Genomic DNA, 22,266 nt, shown 5'->3' with positions numbered 1-22,266 from the left:
TTTTATTCGGAAACAACCATGTTCAAACAATGCCTGCTGCTGTTATTGTCCGGATTCAGCCTGACTGCAATCGCCGCAGACAAATATGTGGTCGATCAGGAACATACCTTCAGCAATTTTGAATACAAGCACTGGGGCCTGTCCTTGCAGCGTGGCCGCTTCGACAAGAATAGCGGCAGCATCGAGCTGGATATGGATAACAAAACCGGCAGCCTGCAAATTGCCATAGAGGCCGACTCCATCAATACCGGTTCAGATACCTTCAACAAGATCTTGCGTTCGGAAAGTTTTTTCAATGTAGAAAAATATCCAAAGATCTCTTTTCAGTCGAACAGGATGGTCTTCAATGAAGACAAGTTGGTACAGGTGGAAGGTGATCTGACCATCAAGGATGTCACGCGCAAGGTGACAGTGGATATCACCCAGTTTGAATGCCGCTTCATGATCCTGTACCTGAAGCGCGCCTGCGGTGCGAATGGCAATACCAAGATCCTGCGCAGCGATTATGGCGTGGGCCGCTATGTGCCCTTTGTCAGCGATGAAGTGACTTTGTCATTCAGTGTCGAAGCCATCAAAGAGTAAGCAGGCATTTCAGGTGTAGCGGATAACTACCGCACCAGCCACCGCCAGCAAGATGGCAGCCAGCCTCCGGGCTGAGATCTTTTCATGCAAAACCCATGCTGCAATCGCTGTGGCAAACAGGATGGACGTTTCACGCAAGGCGGCAATGGCAGTCACAGGTGCCAGGGTCATGGCCCATAATGCCAGTCCATACGAGGCCACTGAAGCTGCACCACCAGCGATGCCCAGGAAATATTTACCCCTGATATAAGCAAAAAATGCCTGCCTGTCCCTGAGCATGACGACAGCTACCAACACTAATGCGGTCAGCAAAAAAATCCACATGGTATAGGCCGCTGGTGCACCTGACTTGCGTACACCTATGCCATCTACCACGGTATATCCGGCGATAAAGCAGGCATTCAGCAAGGCAAAACCACGGCTCGATAAGGCCTGCGTTGTACCCTGCGTTTTCGTATGTCCGGCCAGGCTTAAACCGAGTATGCCAAGCACCAGCATGCCCAGACCCAGCCAGCGTAAAGCGGGCACGGCCTCACCAATGACACTGCCGCTGACCAGCGCCACCAGCAAGGGTGCAGTACCGCGCATGATGGGATATGCCTGACTCATGTCACCATGCCGGTAAGCTGCTGCCAGCAGATAGAAATACACCACTTGCAAAGCGACCGAAGCCAGCATGAACACCCAACTGTCCACCGCTGGCTGGCGCACAAAAGGCAGGATTGCGATACAAACCAGACCGGCACCTGAAGTCACCAATACCGTATTAAAGTATTTGTTGCTGCCAACCTTGATGACTGCATTCCAGGCTGCATGCAAAAAAGCAGCGAACAAAACAACAAGTACCACTAAACCAGACATGCAACTCCAACTCAGCTCATGGGAATGACGCTCATTTTGCCACCATCAGGATTGCTTGTGGCTTTTTCATGGCCCACAAATTGCAATTGCCGCTTGCTGGCATCCCATATCATAGCCGTATCATCGTAGGGATTATGGTATGCCTTGCCAGCATTGGCCACATAGTCAGGGATATCCGTGACAGGAATTTTTTTCTCCAGTATATCCAGCTGCAAAGCCACCAGTCGCATGTAACCTTCGGCATCCATGCTTCTTTCAAGATACTGAGAGTAATAACTTGGTATCCCGATCTGTACCAGGATTTTTCCTGCCGGGTTATATGCATAATGATGGAAAGAGAAAATACCCGTCCCAAGTCGCTGTCCTTCAAGTTCTGCCAGCTGTTTTTCCATGGCAGGAATATCAGGCGACTGCTGCTTTGCAGTATTAATGATAATGCCCCAATACTGCCCCAAAAGATTGTTTGTGGCATTCGACTGATAGCTGTACTTGAGCAAGGGATACACAGGCCATGGTACATCTTCGGCATCGACAACTTCTGCAGATTGCTTGCTATTGCGTAAATCTTCATTAAAGCGCATGCCTAACAAGGTTTCGTAAGAAAATGCTGCAGACAGACTGCGTTCAGCATCGGACATAGGGCTGACCAGTTGCTTCATGCGTGCCGCATACTGCGAATTCAATACCGGATACAGTGTTGCCAACTCACTCACCGCACGCACTTGTTTGCGCAGTCCTGTCAGCGCCACCATTTTGGAAATCAGACTATAGCTATTTTTCAGCACCGATCTGGCATAGCGGTTATTGTTTTCCAGAGCTTGCAAGCCAGCGTCCAGCTTGCCATCTGCGATATCAAAAACAGCCTGTGCCGTTTGCATTTCCATGGCTTTCAGCAATAAGCCATACAAGGGAAGTTCAGCGGTAAATGTTGGCAACAGGCGCTCTTCAAAGTCGCCCGTCTTTTGCATCATTTCATAACGTTGCAGCAGTAACTGATTACTCTTCATCTGTTCTGACACCTCGCTTCTATGTGCCAGTGTGTCCTGCACGCAATTGGTGGTGCGCTGACAATTCTTTTGATCCCAGTTGAATTTCACTACCTTTGGGGGAGTCGCATTTTGTACCGGTACCTGATAAGTTCCCCGGTTTCTCAGATACAGGGCGCGTTCGACATTCACCTTTTCCAGCCCGGTCTTGAATACGTCGGTATCCGCAGGCGCATCCATCATTTTCAAGATATAAAAGCCATTCTGCGCATCTGCTACCTGCACCGGCTTTTCCTGCGACATAGCCTGGGCTTGAGCTGAAAGGGTCTCATCCTTCCAATTAATTACCAGAAACAAGCTGATGAGCAATACCACAATCAAGACAGTGGCGAGCATGAGCCTGACACTCCAGCGACCCAGTGTTTTCAATTTATTGCCATGGATGGGATTTACCGGTCCGGCGTTACCAGCAAGTGCATTTGACATAGATGACTTTTTAAGTAGGTTCGTCAGGATTTCATCATGGGATGCGCCTCAACTGGTGCATCATGTAATTGCAGCCTGCGTGCAGTGCAGAGCCACGTGCGGATTATCGTTATCCGGATCAACTCAGTCTACGGTTAAATTGCAAAATAAATACCGTTTCATGTTCAAAACTGACATTCCATTGCTGCCGCTTAAAACCCAGGCTATGCTGACGGCTCACTGGCTTACTTCCTGAAGAAATGTCACCACGCTTACGTCCCGCACGGGCAGCGGACTACGCCGTCGTCGCCAACTGGATCACCGATGCCCAGGCATGTGCCCGCTGGGCCGGGCCACAATTGGTATTTCCATTTGAAGTTGCAGACCTGCCTGATCTGCTGGCAAAACCAGACTCGCAAAGCCTGGTGCTGGCTGATCACCATGACCTGCCAGTCGGCTTTGCTCAATTCTGGAAACGCGATGCACTGCGTGTGCACCTTGGTCGCATCATCGTTTCGCCAGCAACACGCGGCCTGGGTTATGGCAGACTGTTGTGTCAACAATTGATGCAGCAAGCCATCGCCGGGACTGGCATGGCTGTGGTCAGCTTGCGTGTATACCGTAATAATCCCGCGGCACTGTATTTGTATCGCCAGCTAGGTTTTGTGGCGATTGAAGCTGATTCAAATGCCGAAGTACTGGCAATGGAATACCGAGAGTCAGGCAATGTACTGTCATCGCCCGACTCCCATTGAACCGGGTTTAGCCAGCGTAAGTAAAAGCATCCACACTGGTGGTATAGCTGGAACTGGTGACGGTACTGACATACACATACTCACCCTTGGCCTGGGTAGGTGTCACAGTAATCAGCATATAGCCACGACGATAAGTGTCGATGTAAGTGATGTCATCCACCAGCGCCTTGATGGTGCCAGCCAGTGTTGCGGGTGGCACCACAGAAGGCGGGAACACCCCCTCAAAACCGGAAGAAGTGACTGACATGCCAGCAAATTCTGCACCGACCTGCGTGCCATCAGCCAGCGTCAGTTTATTGAACCAGGCGTTATGACTATCACCGGACAAGACCAGGAATTTCTTGCCTGCTGTTTTCAATTTCGCTGCTGAATTGAATACAGCATCCCGGGCGTTGGGATAACCTTCCCAGTTGTCGAAGGTATAGGAAATTTTGGGATTCTTCATCGGGTCCAGCAAATCCTTTTGCGCCTGGGTCTGCGCCGCTGCCGGGGTCGCTTTGGCAGTCAGGTAAGCAGTCACCGATTCGGCGCTCAAATTGGTTTGCAGCACAGATGCGGGCAATTGCACGCGCCCCATGACAGTCTGGTTACCCAATACCTGCCAGATCGCTTTCGACGAGCTCATTTGCGTATCCAGCCAGGCTTGCTGGGTAGTGCCCAGCAATTGCTTGTTCTTGTTGAAGGCATAGGGCAGGAACTTGGGGTCAGCCACATCACGGCCCTGCGCATCGAGCATGCGATCTGGTGCCTGTTCACGGCCTATGATGCGGGTATCGAGCATGTGCAGGGACAGCAGGTTACCGAAGTCAAAGGAACGGTAGATTTTCAGCAGATTGGCGGTATCTGGTGAGCGTATTGGCATCCATTCATGGTAGACCTGGCTGGCCGCAGCCTTGCGTGCTGCCCATGTGCCCTGCGTCGCCGGATTATGGTTTTCTGCGCTATCCATCCAGGCATTGTTGGCAAATTCATGATCGTCCCAGATGGTGATCATGGGCATGCGTGCATGCAGGGCTTTCAGATAAGGATCAGCCTTGTGCAGGGCATGGCGGGCGCGGTAATCGGCGACTGTGACGATCTCACTGGCGGGTGCGGAAACACGGCCTGCAACTTGCGACGCAGCTGGTGGATAAACACCATCCTTGTATTCATAAATATAATCACCCAGATGCAGGGCGAATTGCGCGCCTGAAGAGATTGCGCTGTCATAGGCATTGAAATACCCGGCAGGATAATCACTGCAAGAAAACACTGCCAGCTTGACCTGATCGACATTACCAACTGGCAGGGTACGGGTGCGGCCAACAGGGGAAACACTATTATTTGGTGCCACAAAGCGATAGTAATATTCAGTATTGGCAGCCAGGCCGGTGGCATCGACCTTGGCGGTAAATCCTGAACCGGAACTTGCTGTCACCTTGCCAGAAAACAGCACGGTAGAAAAACTGGCATCTGCTGCCATTTGCCAGGTCAGGTCCACGCTGGCATCGGTCGATATCTTGGCATGTGTCCACAAGATCACACGGTCCGCCAGAGGGTCGCCACTGGCCACGCCATAATTAAAGGCTGCCATTTCGCCATTCAATACTGTGGAAGAACCGCCGCAGGCAGTCAGCACACCACCCGATGCCATGACAGCAGCGACGGAAGACATCTTGATGACAAAGCCGCGTCTGGCGATATTTGCTGGCGCTTTTGAATTTTTCTTCTGATCGTTTTGCATCTGGCTACTCCCCTGGAAAAAGAGAGATAGTAGGATTACCTTATGTCAGGGATGTGACGCTGGTGACGATTCTTTGAAGAAAGTCTAGAGCGCAGGCTCTAGCTCATCAATAAGTCTCATCACACACTTGCGGAAAACTGGGCATAATGAGTTTTTCCAATTTTCCCGATATCCCACACTGCGAGGCTCCCATGATAGAAGTTCACCATTTAAAAGAATCACGCTCACGCCGTATCACCTGGTTGCTCGAAGAGCTGGGGCTGGATTACACCGTCATTTCTTACGACCGTGATCCCAAGACCCGCCTGGCACCGCCAGAACTGCAAAAAATACACCCGCTGGGCAAAGCCCCTGTTGTGCGTGATAAAGACCAGACCCTGATAGAATCCGGCGCCATCATCGATTACCTGATCCGCACCTATGGCAATGGCCGTCTTGCCCCTGCAGTGGACACGACTGACTACAACCGCTATGTGCAGTTCCTGCACTATGCCGAGGGTTCAGCCATGTTGCCGCTGCTGTTGAAACTGTATGTAAGCCGCCTGGGTGAAGCCGGTGCCCCCTTACACCCACGTATCAATGGCGAGGTGGCAAACCACTTCAGTTATCTGAATGGCGAACTGCAAGGCCGTGATTATTTTGTTGGCGACAGCCTGACAGGCGCGGACATACAATTGTCTTTCGCAGTACAATCAGCCGTGCGCGGTGCGGGCCGTGAAGCCTTTCCTAACCTGACACGCTTTGTTGATATGGTTGCGGCGCGTCCTGCCTATCAAAAAGCAGTAGAGAAATATAGTGAGTAATATTTGCAACCTGCAATTCGAGGATTAGAATTGACAGGCTAGCTTGCTTACTCTATCTTCGCACTGCGGCGTATCCTGCAAGCTGGCGCTCAAACGCAAGTCCATAGCGTCTCTGCGGGGTTACCCCGCGGGATAAAATTACCTGGTATTTCATCGCGTGAGCCTGCCTGCACTTCATGCAGGACAGCTCACACTATACGAGACTGGTTGCAGGCTCTGCGCCGCCCCCCCTAAATTACATTCATGGACACACCCAAGCAGGTCGCCTTAGCTATCGCCGATGCCTTACTGGCAGGCGAAGTCAGCCATATCGCCCTGATAAAAAACATGAGCTGGGTGTTGGGTAAAAAATGGCCTTGGATACCGTCACTGTGCCGAAAAATTGAACTGCATGCTGGCCCGCACTTTTATCATTACAGCCGCCATGAAATGGCTACATTGATACTGGATGACCATGGTTTCAACGACGCCTGGCGAAGTAAAGACAAACCTCAAGTCAAACAATATTGCCTGCAGCCAGCCATCGCACCAGAAAAACCGGCATGGTTGCAAGCCCTTGCCTTGCCTGAATTCAGCAATGCGGCTGATTTAGCCAGACACCTGAATCTGACAGTCAGTGAACTGGCCTGGTTTGCCGACCAATGGCGGCAGGATGCGCAAGCCTCACCACAACTCGGACACTACCATTACCGCTGGCTGGAAAAAGCAACTGGCGGCTGGCGTTTACTGGAAATACCCAAGTCACGCCTGCGCAATATACAAAGAAAAATCCTGCAACAGCTACTGAACCGGGTACCACCGCATGCAGCAGCGCAAGCATTCCAACTGAGCCGCTCCAGCCTCAGCCATGCAGCACAACACACGGGAAAGCGTGTCGTCGTGAGACTGGACTTGAAAGATTTTTTTACGAGTATTGCGGGTTCACGCCTGCATGCACTGTTTGCCAAACTGGGCTATCCGGAAAAAGTTGCGGGTACGCTGGCACGACTATGCAGCAACCGCACACCTACCGGTGTCGTCAAGAAAAAAACCGACAGCCCACTTGCCTCAGTCAGTTCTTCGCATCTCTTACGCAGCCTGCATCTACCGCAAGGTGCACCGACCTCGCCTGCCCTGGCCAATCTTTGTGCTTATCGTCTCGATATGCGCCTGCAAGCTTTGGCGGGCAGTATGCAGGCCAGCTATAGTCGTTATGCGGATGACTTGACATTTTCTGGCGATAAAAAATTTGAACAAAGTCTGGCACGCTTCATCCCGCAAGTGGCGGCCATTGCTGTAGAAGAAGGTTTTGTTTTGAACTACAAAAAGACCCGCATCATGCGAGCCGCGACGAGGCAGCAAGTTACGGGCATCGTCGTCAACAGCCATTGCAATATCAAGCGCACAGATTACGATGTCCTGAAAGCGATTCTGACTAACTGCCTGCGCAGTAACCCAGCTTCACAAAATCGCGAAGGACATATCGATTTTCGCGCTCATCTGGCAGGCAAGCTGGCCTATATGCACATGATCAATCCGGCACGCACGGCAAAACTGCAAACCCTCTTTGAGCAAATTAACTGGCCAGACGCACCGTTAAGAATTAACGACGGATTGCTGCCCATGCCAGCATCGCCCATCCAGCCAGGAATGCCACCCCACCTATCGGTGTAATCGCACCCAGTATGCGCACGCCAGTCAACGCCAGTGCATACAGACTACCGCTGAAAATAATGACCCCTGCCAACATGGCCCAGGCCGCCTTGCGCAACAAGGCATTATCCTGTTGCTGCAACATGATGCCCAGCACCAGCATGCCCAGACCATGCACCATCTGGTAAGTCACTGCCGTTTGCCATACCGCCAGCATGTCGGCACTCAACATCTGTTTCAAACCATGCGCACCAAAGGCACCGGCAGTGACACCTATGAACATGAGGATAGCGGCGATAGCAATGAAAGAACGTGCTTGCATGATGTGTCCAGAGATTTCAGTAAGACGCAATTGTAAGGCAAGATGAAATATGCTGATGTCAGCGCACTCATATACTCTTGAAATGGTTCGTTTTGACGAACCTGTATGTTGTTAACTAGACTGGAACTTGTTGACCATGGACAAAACCGAATTCATCTACCGCGTACAGTCAGCGTATCCGCGCATCTATCATGCCTGTCATGCGGATCACCAGCCAACGCCGGCAAGCGGAGTGGCTATATCACAACGTGATGCAACGATACTGGCGCATTTGAGTTCGATTGATGCCATGACCCAGGCGCAACTGGTCAGGCACCTGGGTATCACCAAGTCAACCATGTCGGAAGCGGTTAAATATCTGATGGCTCAGGGCTTGCTGGAAATGGAGATAGCAACAGACAGACGAGCCCATCTGTTACAGCTGACAGAAAAAGGCAGGGATGTGATGAGTAGAAGTTCAGTGCTGGAAGCAGACAAGCTGGCAGCCGTATTGGCTGAAATGACGGCAACAGAAATGGAACAGGCCATTGCCGGACTGGAATTGCTGGCGCAAGCCTGTTTCAGATTAACGATAAAAAGAGAGGATACCGAATGAAGTTTGCAATGATTGCTGTCAGCGTCATAATCGTGATCGCACTGATCGTTTTCACCCTGGGCATGCTGGCCCCCAGAGACCACAAGCTGAGCCTGACTCAGGATTACCCTGTTCCTGTCACCAGCCTGTATCAACTGGTACGCGATTATGAAGCATACCCAGGCTGGCGCACGGGTATCAAATCCATGCAAAAAGATGGGGAGCTGCGCTATATAGAAGAATCAGGTCACGGCAAAATCCCTTACCGGATTATTGAAGACAAAACCAATCTGTTGATCGTCTCGAAAATCGATGACCCCGCCTTGCCGTTTTCCGGCACCTGGACATTTGAGTTCAGTGATAAGAATGGCCATAGCCAATTGCGTATCACGGAAGCTGGCAGTGTGCCCAATCCCTTGATGCGCTTCTTCGCCACCTATGTGTTTTCGCATGAGAAAACCATGCGGACTTATCTGGACGATGTAGAAAGAAAGTTCAAACAGATAACCTGATCATTGCACCAAATAAAACAGGTCACCCATGGGCGACCTGTTTTGCCTTCTTACTACAATTCGATTAGTCCACTTTAAGCAGCTTTTTGCGCAGACTGTGCCGTATTGAATTCAGCAATCAGCGTTGCTTCCTTGGCTTTGGCTGCCTTGAAATGCCTTTCCTTGACATGACCATAACCGCGTATGTCTTCAGGGATGCTGGCGATCGCCACTGCCTTGGACAGATTGTCAGCATTCAGTAAAGGCAACAGCTTGTTCAAGGTTTGCTTGTACTCAACTGGCAAGGCACGTTCCATCTTGCGTTCTTCGGTGTAACCAAAGATATCAAATGTGCCGCCACGCAGGGACTTGAACTTGGCCAGTACGCCGAATGCTTTCATCATCCATGGACCAAACTGCTGCTTGATCAAATGGCCCTTGTCATCACGCTTGGCCAGCAATGGCGGTGCGAGGTGGAAGTTGATGGCATAGTCACCTTCAAACATGTCGGCAATTTTCTTTTGAAACTTGCCGTCGGTGTACAGACGTGCGACTTCATATTCGTCTTTGTACGCCATGAGTTTGAACAGGTATTTCGCTACTGCTTCTGTCAGGCGCAAAGGCTTGTTGCCATCGACGAGTTTGCTTTCTGCTGCTTTGACTTGCGCAACAAACTCACTGTACCGGCTGGCGTAAGCGGCATCCTGGTAATCGGTCAGGAAAGCCACGCGCTTGTTGATGGTGTCATCCAATGTAGGTGCGCGCTTCAGTTCTATGACTTGAGCCGGAGTCACCAGCCGCTGCACCGCTGCCAGATCATGCGCAGCCAGACGGCCCCAGTTAAATGCCTGCTTGTTGAAGTCTATCGATACGCCATTGAGTTCAATCGCGCGCATCAGGGCGACTTCTTCCAGCGGCACCCAGCCTTTTTGCCAGGAATAACCAAGGATGAACATATTGGTGGCGATATTGTCACCCATCAAGGCAGTGGCTATCGAGGCTGCGTCGATCAGATCGACACGGTCGGCACCGCAGGCTTTACGGATATCATTCTCTGCCGATTCAGCCGGGAATTGCCAGTTCGGATTCTTGATGAAAGTGGATGTAGGCGAACCATTCGCATTGATGGCGGCGTGGGTACGGCCTTCACCCATGCGTGACAAGGCGTCCTTGCCTGCCGTCACGATCAGATCACAGCCTATGACCAGATCAGCCATACCTGTGCCTACACGTGTTGACTGTATGTCGTCCGCATGGTCAGCCAGGCGCACATGCGACATCACCGCGCCACCTTTTTGTGCCAGACCTGTCATGTCCAGTACGGAACAGGCTTTGCCCTGCAAATGCGCAGCCATCGCCATGATCTGGCCGATGGTGATGACGCCAGTACCGCCTACACCGGTAACCAGTACACCGAAAGGTGTTTTGGTATCAGGCAGAGCTGGATAAGGCAGGGCATTCACGTCGAGTGCATTGCCTGGTTCTATCTTGGTTTTTGCCGGTTTTTTGAGTTTGCCACCTTCAACGGTGACAAAGCTGGGGCAGAAACCGGTGACGCAGGAAAAATCCTTGTTGCAGGAAGACTGGTTGATCTGGCGCTTGCGACCGAATTCGGTTTCCAGCGGCTCTACTGACAAACAGTTGGATTGCACTGAACAATCGCCACAACCTTCACACACAGCTTCATTGATGACTGCACGTTTGGCAGGGTCAGGGAAGCCAGGTTTGCCATCCTTGTCGATTTTTTTCCTGCGGCGGCGTTTTTCAGAAGCGCAGGTCTGGTCATAAATCATCGCAGAGACACCCTTGGCGACGCGCAGTTCGCGTTGCACGGCATCGAGTTCACTACGGTGACGCACCGTCACACCAGCCGCCCACGGATAATTCGCGCCATATTTTTCTGGCTCGTCAGTGACGACGATGATAGGGCCCACGCCTTCAGCAGCGATCTGGCGCGAGATCATGCCTGGGTCCAGCGGGCCATCAAACTCCTGTCCACCCGTCATGGCAACGGCATCATTGAACAGGATTTTGTAAGTGATATTGACTTCACCGGATACCGCAGCGCGTATCGCCAGCAAACCAGAGTGATAGTAAGTACCATCACCGAGATTACAGAACACATGGTTCTCGGTCGTGAATGGTGCCTGGCCTACCCAGGTCACGCCTTCTGCACCCATGTGGGTGAAGGTGGAAGTTTCTCGGTCCATCCATGTGACCATGTAATGGCAACCAATACCGGCCAGGGCACGGCTACCTTCCGGCACTTTGGTGGAAGTATTGTGAGGGCAGCCGGAACAGAAATGCGGCACGCGGTCTTTATTAGGGTCAGGCTTGGAAACGGTATTGAGCATCGCCTCTTTGGCTTCCAGATAGGCTACGCGCTCTTTCACGCGTTGCTCTACCGGGTGACCAGCGAAGTAGCGGCTGATGCGCGAAGCAATCGCGCGGGCAATTTGCGCCGGGCTCAGTTCATAGGTCGCTGGCAGCAACCATTCACCATGGCCGGAACCATGCAGATTACTCCATTCGCCGCTGTCATCGAACTTGCCAACCACGCGTGGGCGAACTTTGTCTTCCCAGTTATACAACTCTTCTTTTAAAGCGTATTCAAGGATCTGGCGTTTTTCTTCAACCACCAGGATTTCTTCCAGGCCGGTGGCGAATTCACGCACACCTTCAGATTCCAGCGGCCAGGTCAGGCCTATCTTGTACAGGCGTATGCCTATGTCCTTGGCGACTTGCTCGTCGATACCGAGGTCGGCCAGTGCCTGACGGGTATCGAGATAGGATTTACCGGCAGTGATGATGCCTATCTTGGCAACCGGGCTATCCCAGATGATTTTATTGAGCTTGTTGGCACGCGCATAGGCCAGCGCCGCATACCATTTGTAGTTATTCATGCGGATTTCTTGCGCCAGCACCGGGTCTGGTGTGCGGATGTTCACGCCATCAGCGGGCAAGACAAAGTCGTCAGGAATAATCGGTTTTACGCGGTCCGGGTCGATATCGACCACGGCACCGGATTCCACGATATCTGTCACGCATTTCATCGACACCCACAGGCCGGTATAGCGCGACATGGCGATGCCATGCAGGCCATAGTCCAGATACTCTTGCACGGTAGATGGATACAACACCGGAATACCACAGGCTTTGAGGATATGTTCACTCTGATGCGCTGCCGTGGAAGACTTGGCGGCATGATCATCACCCGCCACGACCAGTACCCCGCCATGTTTTGATGTTCCTGCCAGGTTCGCGTGCTTGAACACATCACCACAACGGTCTACGCCAGGGCCTTTGCCGTACCACATGGCAAACACGCCATCATATTTCGCACCCGGGAACATATTCACCTGTTGCGTACCCCACACAGACGTAGCGGCCAGGTCTTCATTCACGCCCGGGTGAAATTTCACATGGTGTTTAGCCAGATGTTTTTTCGCCTTGGCAGCAGTCAGATCGACATTGCCCAGAGGTGAGCCACGATAGCCACTGATATAGCCGCCGGTATTGAGGCCTGCTTTTTCATCAGCCTGACGCTGCAACATCATCAGGCGTATCAGGGCTTGGGTGCCGGTCATGAAAGCGCGGCCGCGCTCCAGCGTGAATTTATCGTCCAGGGAAATATTGTTGTCGATCAGCGCCTGCTGCTCGGCTTTGAGGGGTGCGTTCATGGGGTCTCCGTGCTTTTTATCGTATGGCAATGGTGTGCGCAATAAAACAGAATCACCTTGTGAGTGAATCATATACTTATTAGAACTCATTTCACAAATAGGAGCGAAATGCTTCTATTTGTGAAATGAGTTCTTGGTAGCTTGACTTTGTAAGGGATAAGCAAGTTCAAGCTACCATGATATGGATCGCACATTAACACGCTGTACTGCCCGTCCCAATGGACAGTGGCACACAAAAAGACCAGTACAGTATGACTGACACTTTCGAAAAGTGTACTGGTCAATCTCCATTCAATCATGAATTTGCTTTTTTTGCATTTAATTTCTATCGTATCAATGACAGTAATCTGGGAGAATAGATTTAAGCAGTAACATATAAGTAGACTCACAGAAGCAGGCTCAAATAAGCAGACTCAAATAATAAACAGGACTACGTCATTGGGGTGGTTTGCGTCAGTCCGCATAGAGGCAAGGAAAATCATGTCCGGGAACAAAGCAACGCTGGTCGATAAAATCATGTATCCCTGTACAGTTTTGATGAGCAAACTCAGTTTGCGCACCAAACTGCTAGGCATATTTATTATTTTACTACTACCTTTGTTGTTTTTTGCCAGCCTTACCCTGAACCAGATACGGACAGATGCCATCAATGCCCATGCCGGTCTGACAGGCGTGGAAGCGAATGGCCTGATCATGAAAGTGATCATCCAGACACAAAAACACCGTGGCCAGGTCAACTTGAAGCTGGCCGGCGAAAAACTGGATGAAGATTTGGCAAAAACCCGGAGCGAGTTAAAAAACAGCCTGGGCCAGCTAGACCAGTTCTTGCTCAATAATCCGGACCTGGCCTTGCAGGGCTCATGGAAGGCCAGTGCTGATGAATTGCAACAACTGGTGGCTGGCCAGGTTGCTGCCAATGTTAAAGACAATGTTGCCCAGCATAGCCGCCTGATCAGGCAAAGCCTGCAATTTTCTGCCCTGCTCAGTGAAAAAACCGGCTTGCTGACAGATACGCAAAGCGCCAATTTTCTTTTGCTGGATATCTCCATACGTAAAATGCCAGCCTGGATAGAGCATCTGGCGCTGTTACGCGGGCTGGGTGCCAGCTATATAAAAACCGGGGCTATGGAATTCCCTGAAAAAGCAGGCATAGTCTCCCGGCTGGATGCCTTGCAGGCTGCCATGAACGGTGTTGCCGATCTGGATGAAGCGATGAAGCGTGCTGGTGTGAACGTGAACACGGCAGAGCAGGCGGCCTTCGAGGCATCACAGGCTTTTGCCGCGCTGGCCAGAAAAAACCTGCTGGCAGAAAGTATCAGCGGCGATGCCAATGCCTACTTTGCGCAAGGTACGCAAGCCATAGAAAAGACCCTGGCCCTGCAAACCCAAATGCAAGGCAAGCTGGCTGAGGTATTAAAAGACAGAAGCAGCCAAATGGACTTTTACCAAAGCCTGCTGAGTCTGGGCATAGGCCTTATCGTCGTCCTCAGTTGCTATCTGGCACTGGGATTTTATCGTGGCTTCATGTCCGCCCTGAACCAGGTCGGGCGCTCGGCCCATGCCGTTGCTGCAGGTGACCTGACTAACCACATACGTATTACCGGTAAGGATGAGCTGGCAAAAACCGGTAATTTGCTGGAAGCCATGAATGGCAATTTATCCAAACTGGTGGCGAATGTACGCAGCAATGCCAGCATGGTGGCGCAGTTGGGCGAGGGCCTGGCCACCAATATCAGTGATCTGACCATCAGGACCGAGCAACAGGCATCCAGCCTGGAAGAGACATCTGCCAGTGTGGATGATCTTGCAGATACCGTGAAAAAGAATGCCGACAGTGCCAGGGCAGTCGATAATCTGGCAGCAAATTTGCGCCTGATTACAGAGTCAACTGGCGATGACATGCGCGCCGCTGTTGACTCCATGAATGGCATACACCAGAGCGCCCGCAAGGTACAGGAAATTGTCAGCCTCATCGATGGCATTTCTTTCCAGACCGATATCCTGGCCCTGAATGCAGCGGTAGAAGCTTCTCGTGCCGGTGAACATGGCCGCGGTTTTGCCGTTGTCGCCAGCGAAGTGCGCAGCCTGGCACAACGCAGCGCAGATTCAGCGCGTCAGATCCGGCGTTTGATTGATGATTCTGTACACAGGGTGGATCAGGGCGTCCACCAGATCAGCAATGTCAACCAGACCCTGACAGAAATTGTAAGTGGCATCCGTGACCTGGCAAATAACATCAATGCTATTTCTGTCGCCTCCAGTGAACAAAGCAATGGTTTGTCGCAAATTTCAGAAGCCTTGCGCCATCTGGATGGCATCACGCAAAGCAATGCACAGATGGCAGAACAGGCAAAACATGCCTCTATCAGCCTGGAAGACAAGGCTCATGCCCTGACCAGAGCCGCATCAGCCTTCAAATTATTGCAGGGTACGGCAGATGAAGCTTATGCGCTGGTCAAGAAAGCCGTGGCTGTTTATCACTCCAGGGGCAGGCCAGCCCTGCAAATCATCACGGCCAATGCCGATAAACTGTATGCCGACCGTGACATGTATGTATTTGCCTTTGACCGCAATGGTCAATACCTGGCTTTTGCCGGCAATGCAGCCAAACTCAAGGTCAACCTGTTTCATGTCGATGGCCTGGATGGCCGCAAGCTGGTACGTGATGCGTTTGCCTTGCCGGAATCTGGCGGCTGGGTCAATTACACTATCGTCAACCCGGTCTCGAAAAAGACTGAGGCCAAAACCTCTTATATAGAAGCAGTGGAAGACAATCTGGTGCTGGGTTGTGGTGTCTATCAAGTGGAGTGAAGCTTCAGGTGCCATGGTATGTCACGACTGAGGATATAATCACAGCATGAAACTCAAATTCACCAAAATGCATGGTGCGGGTAATGATTTTGTCGTTATCGATGCGATTAACCAGCACATCAATTTCACCCCTGCGCAGTGGCGGCTGATTGCTGACCGCCGTTTTGGCATAGGCGCAGACCAGATCCTGGTGGTAGAACGCCCTGAAAGCCAGGATGTAGACTTCCGCTACCGCATCTATAACGCTGATGGTGGCGAAGTCGAACAATGTGGCAATGGCTCACGCGCCTTTGTCCAGTTCGTCATAGAAAAAGGCCTGACCAGCAAATCGACCATACGGGTACAGACCATGTCCGGCATCATAGAGCCGCGCATGGGGGAAGATGGCAAAATCACGGTCAATATGGGTGCGCCAATACTGGATGCAGCCCAGGTGCCATTCAATACCGAAGGTCTGGAACCCAGACCTGAAGGGAATGACAGCTTGTGGCCACTGGACATCAATGGCAGGCAGGTATGGATTTCTGCCGTTTCCATGGGTAATCCGCATGCGGTGCAGGTGGTTGCCTCGGCAGATGACTTCCCGGTCGCTGTTGATGGCCCCTTGATAGAACATCATGCGCGCTTTCCACGCAGGGTAAACGCTGGCTTCATGGAAGTGGTGAACCGCCAGCATGTGCGCCTGCGCGTGTTTGAACGTGGCGCAGGAGAAACCCTGGCCTGTGGCACCGGTGCCTGTGCTGCCGCTGTGGCGGGCCTGCGCCGTGGCTTGCTTGAAAGCCCGGTACGTGTCAGCATGCGCGGTGGTGAACTCTCCATCGCCTGGGATGGCGAAGGCCAGCCAGTATTTCTCAGCGGTCCGGCAGTGACCGTCTTTGAAGGCGAAATTAATTTAACAGAAACATAATGAATTCAACTGATATCGCCACCTACCTGATACAGCATCCGCATTTTTTTGAAGAACATGCGGAATTGCTGGGCTCGATCAAACTGACCAGTCCTGTCATGGGACGTGCCATTTCCTTGCAGGAAAGGCAGATGGAAGTCGTCCGCGAAAAATATCGCGGCCTGGAATTGCGCATGGCAGACTTGCTGCGCATCGCAGAAGAAAACCATGACATCAGCCAAAAGTTCCAGACCTGGACGCGCGCCCTGCTACTGGCCCGCAATGATGTCGACCTGCCCCATGTGCTGACCCAGGGTTTGCAGGATATCTTCAATTTGCCTCACGCTACCCTGCGCTTGTGGGATGTGGCAGAAGATTATGCCCACACCTGGTTTGCCAGCACCACCAGCGATGATGCACAGTTGTTTGCCAAGGGCCTGACCACGCCTTATTGCGGCAAGAACCATGATTTTGAAGCCGCAGGATGGATAGAAACTGATCAGCCGGTCGAATCACTGGCCATGCTGCCTTTGCGTTTATCTGGCACTGGCCCGACTTTTGGCTTGCTGGTACTGGGCTCGCCCGATCCCAATCGCTACACCAAGGACATGGCAACTGATTTCCTCAGCAAGATTGCGGACACCAGCAGCGCCGCTTTAAGTTGCCTGGTGGATATCTAAGGCCGTTCAGCCGCAAGAGGTCTACATGAATGCGCAAGATGAGTACCTGAGCCTGTATCTGGAAGTCTTGCGCAGTCAAAGGCAATTGTCACAGCACACGCTGGACAGTTACCTGCTGGATTTGCGCGAGCTCATCAAACTCGCTGACCAGTCCGGGAAAACCGATCTGGCAAGCCTGACTACCCATCACATACGCCGCTTCGCTGCCCAAATGCATGCAGGTGGACAAAACGCCCGCAGCATTGCCCGCAAACTATCGAGCTGGCGTGGCTTTTACCGCTGGCTGACAGAAGAACGTGATCTGGCCGCCAACCCGGTTGAAGGTGTGCGTTCCCCCAAGAAAAGCAAACCCTTGCCCAAAGCTCTGGGGGCAGATGATGCGGTGCGCCTGGTGGCGCATAAAGGTGGTGATCAGCCAACCGCCCGCGCCAACCGGGCCATGTTTGAACTCTTGTATTCCAGTGGTTTGCGGGTGTCTGAACTGGCCAGCCTGGATGTGGCAGCGGTCACAGAGCCTGGTTATAGCTCGGCTGGCTGGGTCGATATGCAAGAAGCCGAAGTCCGCGTCACTGGTAAAGGCGGTAAGCAACGCATAGTCCCGGTGGGCAAACCCGCGCTGGATGCATTGCATGACTGGCTGGCAATACGGCCAACACTGCTCAAGGCTGACCCGCACCCGCTGTTTTTAACAGAACGCGGCACCCGCATTTCTGTTCGCCTGATACAACTGCGCCTGAAGGCGCATGCACAAAGCCTGGATATACCGGCCAACGTGCATCCACACATGTTGCGGCACTCATTTGCCTCACATGTCTTGCAATCTTCCGGTGACTTGCGTGCCGTTCAGGAAATGCTGGGTCACAGCTCTATTGCGGCAACCCAGGTTTACACTTCTCTGGATTTCCAGCATCTGGCAAAGGTCTATGACCAGACGCATCCCCGCGCCAAGAAATAAGCTGTAATTAGCTTAGCGTAATACCATTTCTACACGTCTGTTTTTGGCGCGGCCAGCATCTGCTGCATTGGAAGCACGCGGTGCGAGTGGGCCGACTCCTTTGGCGATCAGACGGGCATCGGCAATGCCATAGCCTTTGAGAGCATCGACCACTGCCTGGGCACGCTTGCCTGACAGTGTCATATTGTAGTCAAGCACGCCCTGGGTGTCGGTATGGCCGACGATATAGACAGCGGCGGTATTGGCTTTCAGGTATTTCACCATTTCATCTAGCTGGGGTTTGGATTCTGGCTTGATGATGGCTTTGTCGGTATCAAAATACAGGCCGTAAAAACTGACTGCACCATTGGCTGCCAGTTCCTTGCTGATGGCATCGGCATCGACAGTGACGATCTTTTGCTCCATGGTTTTTGGTTCCAGCACTTCCACCAGCACGGATACGCGGTCGCTCAGGCTGTCGGTGATATCGCCCATGCTGCCGCCAGAATTCAATGCGGCATACACGCCCACATAGGTAGTGGCAGCACCCGCCCCTTTTTGCAACAGGGCATAACGGATATCCTTGGCACCATCAAACACTGCCTGGACAAAACGGTTGCGGTCATTATCGTAACCCTCACCCTGCACCTGGGTGCGCTTGTCATTCCAGTGATATTTCAAGACCTTGAAGGAGGGACCGCAGCTATCGTTATCACACTGGAATACCGGCTTAAAACCCTTGCTGGCGAGGTTGTCAGTGAAATTGCGGAACACTTCCAGCGATGAGCGCCCTTTGGGTGCCAGATACACAGTACGCGTCAATGCCCCTTCTGCTTTTTGTATTTTGGAAAATTTCTTGTTGCTGCTGTAGTCAGGCTCAGTCGCCGCACCAGCCGGGAAGGAAATCTCGTCAAATGCTTTTTGTGTCTGCAGCAAGATGCTGGAGCCCTGGTAACGCCCGGTCAGGGGATGGTCCTTGGCATTTGGTGCGTCTGTCTTGAATATTTTTTCGTAAGCGGGATCCGCCGCAGCAAGGACCAATGAACTAATCAACAGGGACAGGATGAGCAAAGATGATTTCAGCGCATTGTGCATGATGTGCCAGGCTCCTGGAAAATGTGGTTTTCAACAATAGCTTGTTAATGTAGCACAGGATATTTTTGGAAAGTGGGTAGTGATACTTAGAACTCATTTACAAGCTTGTTTACAACCTGGCTCCTGAAAAGAAAAAAGCAGCGATCCCGCTGCTTTTCTCTTACCTCAACACATTAAACCACTATTTAGCCAGCTTGACACTGCTGACATCAGCAGTCAGGTAACCAACCGCAGACGCGAAACGGTCTTTGTAGTTGGCACGTACCAATGGGTCCAGCGTAGGCTTGACGATGGAGTGGATAGCCAGCCAGTCACCTGCGTGCTGGAAGTTGCTGGTGATATATGTCCAGCCATTCAGATCATCCACTACTGACAAGCCTGTCGCTTCAGCACCGGAAGGCATGGAAGCGATGCGTGACAATTTCTTGGTATCGACGTTATAAGCCCACAGGAAGTTATTCACGTGATAGCCACTGTCTTCACCGATGAACAGGGTGCGCAGTTTTTCTGAGAATTTCAGATTATCAGGTGCGCCGATCTTGTCTGGATTTGCTGTATTGCCGAGTGCATCAGAAGTGATATCTTCACCGATCAGCAGGGTTTTGGTTACTGTAGGTACCCATTCACTATTGATGGCAGCACCGGCAGTATCTTTCTGGCCGCCGGCCAGGGTGTGGGCCAATACTGCACCGGCATTCACGGCTTTTTCCAGCGTCACACCAAAGGCTTCATTCCAGGCTGCATTGCCACGTACCATGGAACTTTGCATGTTTTGCAAAGCCGAGTAAGCGATCTTGTCCTTGGCATTGACTGTCGTACCTTCGAGCTTGGTCAGGGCCATGCTGCCACCCATCAATGCTGCATAACGATGGGTTTCCAGGAAGGCTGCTGCTTTGTCCATACCCGGCTTGATCTTGATCCATTGCACTTTGCCGCTGTAGTAAATCTTGGTGAAGGTCGCATCCTTAGGATCGGCTGTTGCCACTTCCATGATGTCAGCAGGCTTCAGGGTATTTGCCAGGGTTTCGATTTCTGCGCTGGTGGCAGAACCGAGCTTGATCCAGGTCAGTTGCGCACCGGCAGCGGCTGGGTCGATAGAAAAACCAGCACCGATCTTGGCAACATACAGGGAACCGGAAGACAGGTCTTTTTCTTTGTCTGCCACGAAAATGAAGATGGCACCGTTGGTGGCATCATCACCCATCAGTGCAGTACGGTTGTCAGGCATGACTTGTACCAGTTCATGTGACAGACGGCCCATGCAGTAATGTTTTTTGGCTGTACCAGTACCGTCAGGATTGACAGTGATTTCTGGCATGTGGCCGTAGTGGTAAGGATTGGCCTTGTTTTCATCGCCAAACAGGTTTGCACTATAGGCTTTGAACTGGGTATTGGTGGAGATGGTGAACGCATCCGGCTCATATTCTTCACTCGACAGATGGGTGCCCCATGGGGACAAACTCGCACCGCAAGTGATCCACAAGCCATTGACCTTGGACATATCAACATTGTGGTATTTCACCAGAGACAATTTGCCGGTAGCCTGGTCTTGATCCAGCGTCAATACGGCGATAGGGGAAGGTAGTTTGCCGTACATATCGGTCGTACCATCTTGCGCCCAGGTGGTGTATTCAAATTGCACGACAGCGAATACTGCCTTGCCTTTAATTCCTGTGACTGTAGGGTTTGCTACTGCCAGCAAAGATGTACCGTCTGGAGAATCAGAGAAGAACTGGCGTTCTTTGCCAGCCACTGTCTTGTCGATGATAGGCTTGTTATTGATATCGTAGTAGCCGCCCGCCAGAATAGTGCCGCCGCTGCCATTTGGCACCAGATCACCAGTCAGGAAGAAAGGCTGGTAAGCCAGTTTGAAAGTTTGCGAGCTATTGTCGCTGAAGTTGACACTCAGTGTCGAACCCACGGTCGTAGTCGCCATTGCTGCTGCGTTTGCCAAAGATGGCGCTGGCATGGCGGTAAATTCGGCACCGATAAAATTCGCAGCGACTGGCGTTACAGTTGCTGGAACTGTTGCACTTGAGCTACCGCCACATGCACTCAGCAATGAGGCCGTGGAAAATGCACCCAGCGGCAGCAAAGGAGCGCCAGCGAGGAATTTAAGTGCCTGACGGCGACCGGCTTGAGGTTGATCTGACATGATTCGAATTCCAAAAGTTGATTGCGACAAAATGAGCCAACCGGAGACTGAAAGGTCGCCAATTGCGCGCCTGAATTTGCGATTAAAACCTTGCTATGAGTATGGGCAAGTTCGGGCAGGAGTATAAGAAGTGAATATGACAGGCAAGTGAAACGCAGGATTTTTTCTGAGCAAACCCAAAAAGTCATGAATCACATACTTTTGCAACTCAATTGCATTTTTGAGGCATAATGAGAACATACAGGCAGCGCACAGCATGATCCTGTGCCTGCCGGCAAACGATGGACTTACTATGAAATCACCCTCTACCAGAGCCAAACCGGCCACAACTGCCCATCATCAGGGATCAGCCTCAATCCTGCTGTCAGGAGCTGGCGTGCGCGTGACCGAAGCGCGCCTGAATGTCTTGTCTGAACTCTTGTCCAGCCAGCGCGCCTTGTCACATCTGGAAGTACAGGACGCCTTGCCAGAAATGGACAGAGTCACCTTGTACCGCGCACTGGATTGCCTGACCGATGCCGGGCTGGCACATAAAATTTCTGGCGACGACAGGGTGTTTCGTTATAGCACTGGCAGTGAAACTGCAGGCAACAAGAATCATCCGGCACAGCATCAGCACGGACATTTCAAATGCACACGCTGTGCCAGGGTATTTTGCCTTGACGATGCAAAACAACCGGCTGGTTTGCGTGAGCAATTGCAGGCCACCTTGCAGACCACACTGGGACGCGGCTTTCAAAGTCACGACATAGAGCTGACCATCAAGGGCTGGTGCGCCGACTGCGCTAAATAAGCGAGCTTACGCAAATCCGTACATCAAAGTATTAGAGA

At 51.9% G+C, this 22,266-nt stretch carries 18 protein-coding genes; 11 read left to right on the top strand and 7 right to left on the bottom strand.

The genetic code is table 11. The features are described 5' to 3' along the window. The first annotated feature begins 18 nt into the window (after window positions 1-18). Entirely contained in the window at window positions 19-582 is a 564-nt protein-coding gene (locus AC3WQT_RS14445) for a YceI family protein (RefSeq protein ID WP_492704652.1), read from the top strand. 9 nt (window positions 583-591) lie between these two features. On the opposite strand, the gene AC3WQT_RS14440 is transcribed toward AC3WQT_RS14445, so the two are convergent. Beyond that, entirely contained in the window at window positions 592-1,443 is an 852-nt protein-coding gene (locus tag AC3WQT_RS14440; RefSeq protein WP_492704651.1) for an EamA family transporter, read from the bottom strand. Between the two features lie 11 nt (window positions 1,444-1,454). Then, entirely contained in the window at window positions 1,455-2,915 is a 1,461-nt protein-coding gene (locus AC3WQT_RS14435) for a hypothetical protein (protein WP_492704650.1), read from the bottom strand. A 239-nt stretch (window positions 2,916-3,154) separates the two neighbouring features. Between AC3WQT_RS14435 and AC3WQT_RS14430 the strand changes: the two genes are divergently transcribed. After that, complete coding sequence (locus AC3WQT_RS14430; RefSeq protein ID WP_492704649.1) at window positions 3,155-3,649, top strand: GNAT family N-acetyltransferase; 495 nt, start codon at window positions 3,155-3,157, stop codon at window positions 3,647-3,649. A gap of 7 nt (window positions 3,650-3,656) precedes the next feature. Here the strand turns inward: AC3WQT_RS14430 and AC3WQT_RS14425 are convergent, their stop codons facing one another. After that, a complete protein-coding gene (locus AC3WQT_RS14425) occupies window positions 3,657-5,372 on the bottom strand; it encodes an alkaline phosphatase D family protein (RefSeq protein ID WP_492704648.1) in 1,716 nt (571 codons plus the stop codon). Between the two features lie 146 nt (window positions 5,373-5,518). Between AC3WQT_RS14425 and AC3WQT_RS14420 the strand changes: the two genes are divergently transcribed. Beyond that, window positions 5,519-6,175, top strand: a complete 657-nt coding sequence (locus AC3WQT_RS14420; RefSeq protein ID WP_492704647.1) for a glutathione S-transferase family protein — start codon at window positions 5,519-5,521, stop codon at window positions 6,173-6,175. 243 nt (window positions 6,176-6,418) lie between these two features. Continuing rightward, window positions 6,419-7,828, top strand: a complete 1,410-nt coding sequence (locus tag AC3WQT_RS14415) for a reverse transcriptase family protein (RefSeq protein WP_492704646.1) — start codon at window positions 6,419-6,421, stop codon at window positions 7,826-7,828. On the opposite strand, the gene AC3WQT_RS14410 is transcribed toward AC3WQT_RS14415, so the two are convergent. Then, window positions 7,758-8,129: a DUF423 domain-containing protein gene (locus tag AC3WQT_RS14410; protein ID WP_492704645.1), complete on the bottom strand. Its 372-nt coding sequence runs from the start codon at window positions 8,127-8,129 to the stop codon at window positions 7,758-7,760. The genes AC3WQT_RS14415 and AC3WQT_RS14410 overlap by 71 nt on opposite strands. Before the next feature lie 136 nt (window positions 8,130-8,265). Between AC3WQT_RS14410 and AC3WQT_RS14405 the strand changes: the two genes are divergently transcribed. Together AC3WQT_RS14405 and AC3WQT_RS14400 are read left to right on the top strand one after the other, a co-directional pair. Then, window positions 8,266-8,724, top strand: a complete 459-nt coding sequence (locus AC3WQT_RS14405; RefSeq protein WP_492704644.1) for a MarR family winged helix-turn-helix transcriptional regulator — start codon at window positions 8,266-8,268, stop codon at window positions 8,722-8,724. Beyond that, window positions 8,721-9,215, top strand: a complete 495-nt coding sequence (locus AC3WQT_RS14400) for a hypothetical protein (protein WP_492704643.1) — start codon at window positions 8,721-8,723, stop codon at window positions 9,213-9,215. Before AC3WQT_RS14405 ends, AC3WQT_RS14400 begins: the two co-directional genes overlap by 4 nt. Before the next feature lie 74 nt (window positions 9,216-9,289). Here the strand turns inward: AC3WQT_RS14400 and AC3WQT_RS14395 are convergent, their stop codons facing one another. Beyond that, entirely contained in the window at window positions 9,290-12,874 is a 3,585-nt protein-coding gene (locus tag AC3WQT_RS14395) for an indolepyruvate ferredoxin oxidoreductase family protein (RefSeq protein ID WP_492704642.1), read from the bottom strand. A 480-nt stretch (window positions 12,875-13,354) separates the two neighbouring features. Between AC3WQT_RS14395 and AC3WQT_RS14390 the strand changes: the two genes are divergently transcribed. From AC3WQT_RS14390 to xerC, 4 genes are read left to right on the top strand one after another with little or no spacing between them, the layout of a single operon-like run. Beyond that, a complete protein-coding gene (locus tag AC3WQT_RS14390) occupies window positions 13,355-15,685 on the top strand; it encodes a methyl-accepting chemotaxis protein (RefSeq protein ID WP_492704641.1) in 2,331 nt (776 codons plus the stop codon). 46 nt (window positions 15,686-15,731) lie between these two features. Then, on the top strand, window positions 15,732-16,592 hold the full coding sequence (dapF, locus tag AC3WQT_RS14385) for a diaminopimelate epimerase (protein WP_492704640.1): 861 nt from the start codon (window positions 15,732-15,734) through the stop codon (window positions 16,590-16,592). Continuing rightward, window positions 16,592-17,251: a DUF484 family protein gene (locus tag AC3WQT_RS14380; protein WP_492704639.1), complete on the top strand. Its 660-nt coding sequence runs from the start codon at window positions 16,592-16,594 to the stop codon at window positions 17,249-17,251. The genes dapF and AC3WQT_RS14380 overlap by 1 nt, the downstream gene beginning before the upstream one ends. Before the next feature lie 25 nt (window positions 17,252-17,276). Further along, complete coding sequence (gene xerC / locus AC3WQT_RS14375) at window positions 17,277-18,206, top strand: tyrosine recombinase XerC (RefSeq protein ID WP_492704638.1); 930 nt, start codon at window positions 17,277-17,279, stop codon at window positions 18,204-18,206. A 12-nt stretch (window positions 18,207-18,218) separates the two neighbouring features. Here xerC and AC3WQT_RS14370 read toward each other — a convergent pair whose 3' ends face one another. After that, a complete protein-coding gene (locus AC3WQT_RS14370) occupies window positions 18,219-19,280 on the bottom strand; it encodes an OmpA family protein (RefSeq protein WP_492704637.1) in 1,062 nt (353 codons plus the stop codon). Between the two features lie 181 nt (window positions 19,281-19,461). Continuing rightward, window positions 19,462-21,435, bottom strand: a complete 1,974-nt coding sequence (locus tag AC3WQT_RS14365; protein WP_492704636.1) for a PhoX family protein — start codon at window positions 21,433-21,435, stop codon at window positions 19,462-19,464. 292 nt (window positions 21,436-21,727) lie between these two features. Here AC3WQT_RS14365 and AC3WQT_RS14360 point away from each other — a divergent pair, with 292 nt between their 5' ends. After that, complete coding sequence (locus AC3WQT_RS14360) at window positions 21,728-22,228, top strand: Fur family transcriptional regulator (RefSeq protein ID WP_492704635.1); 501 nt, start codon at window positions 21,728-21,730, stop codon at window positions 22,226-22,228. The last annotated feature ends 38 nt before the right edge of the window (window positions 22,229-22,266 follow it).

It is taken from the genome of Undibacterium sp. FW305-107 (genome assembly GCF_058788535.1).
Note: the sequence above shows the minus strand (reverse complement) of the source record. Positions and strands in the feature narration are given on the sequence as shown.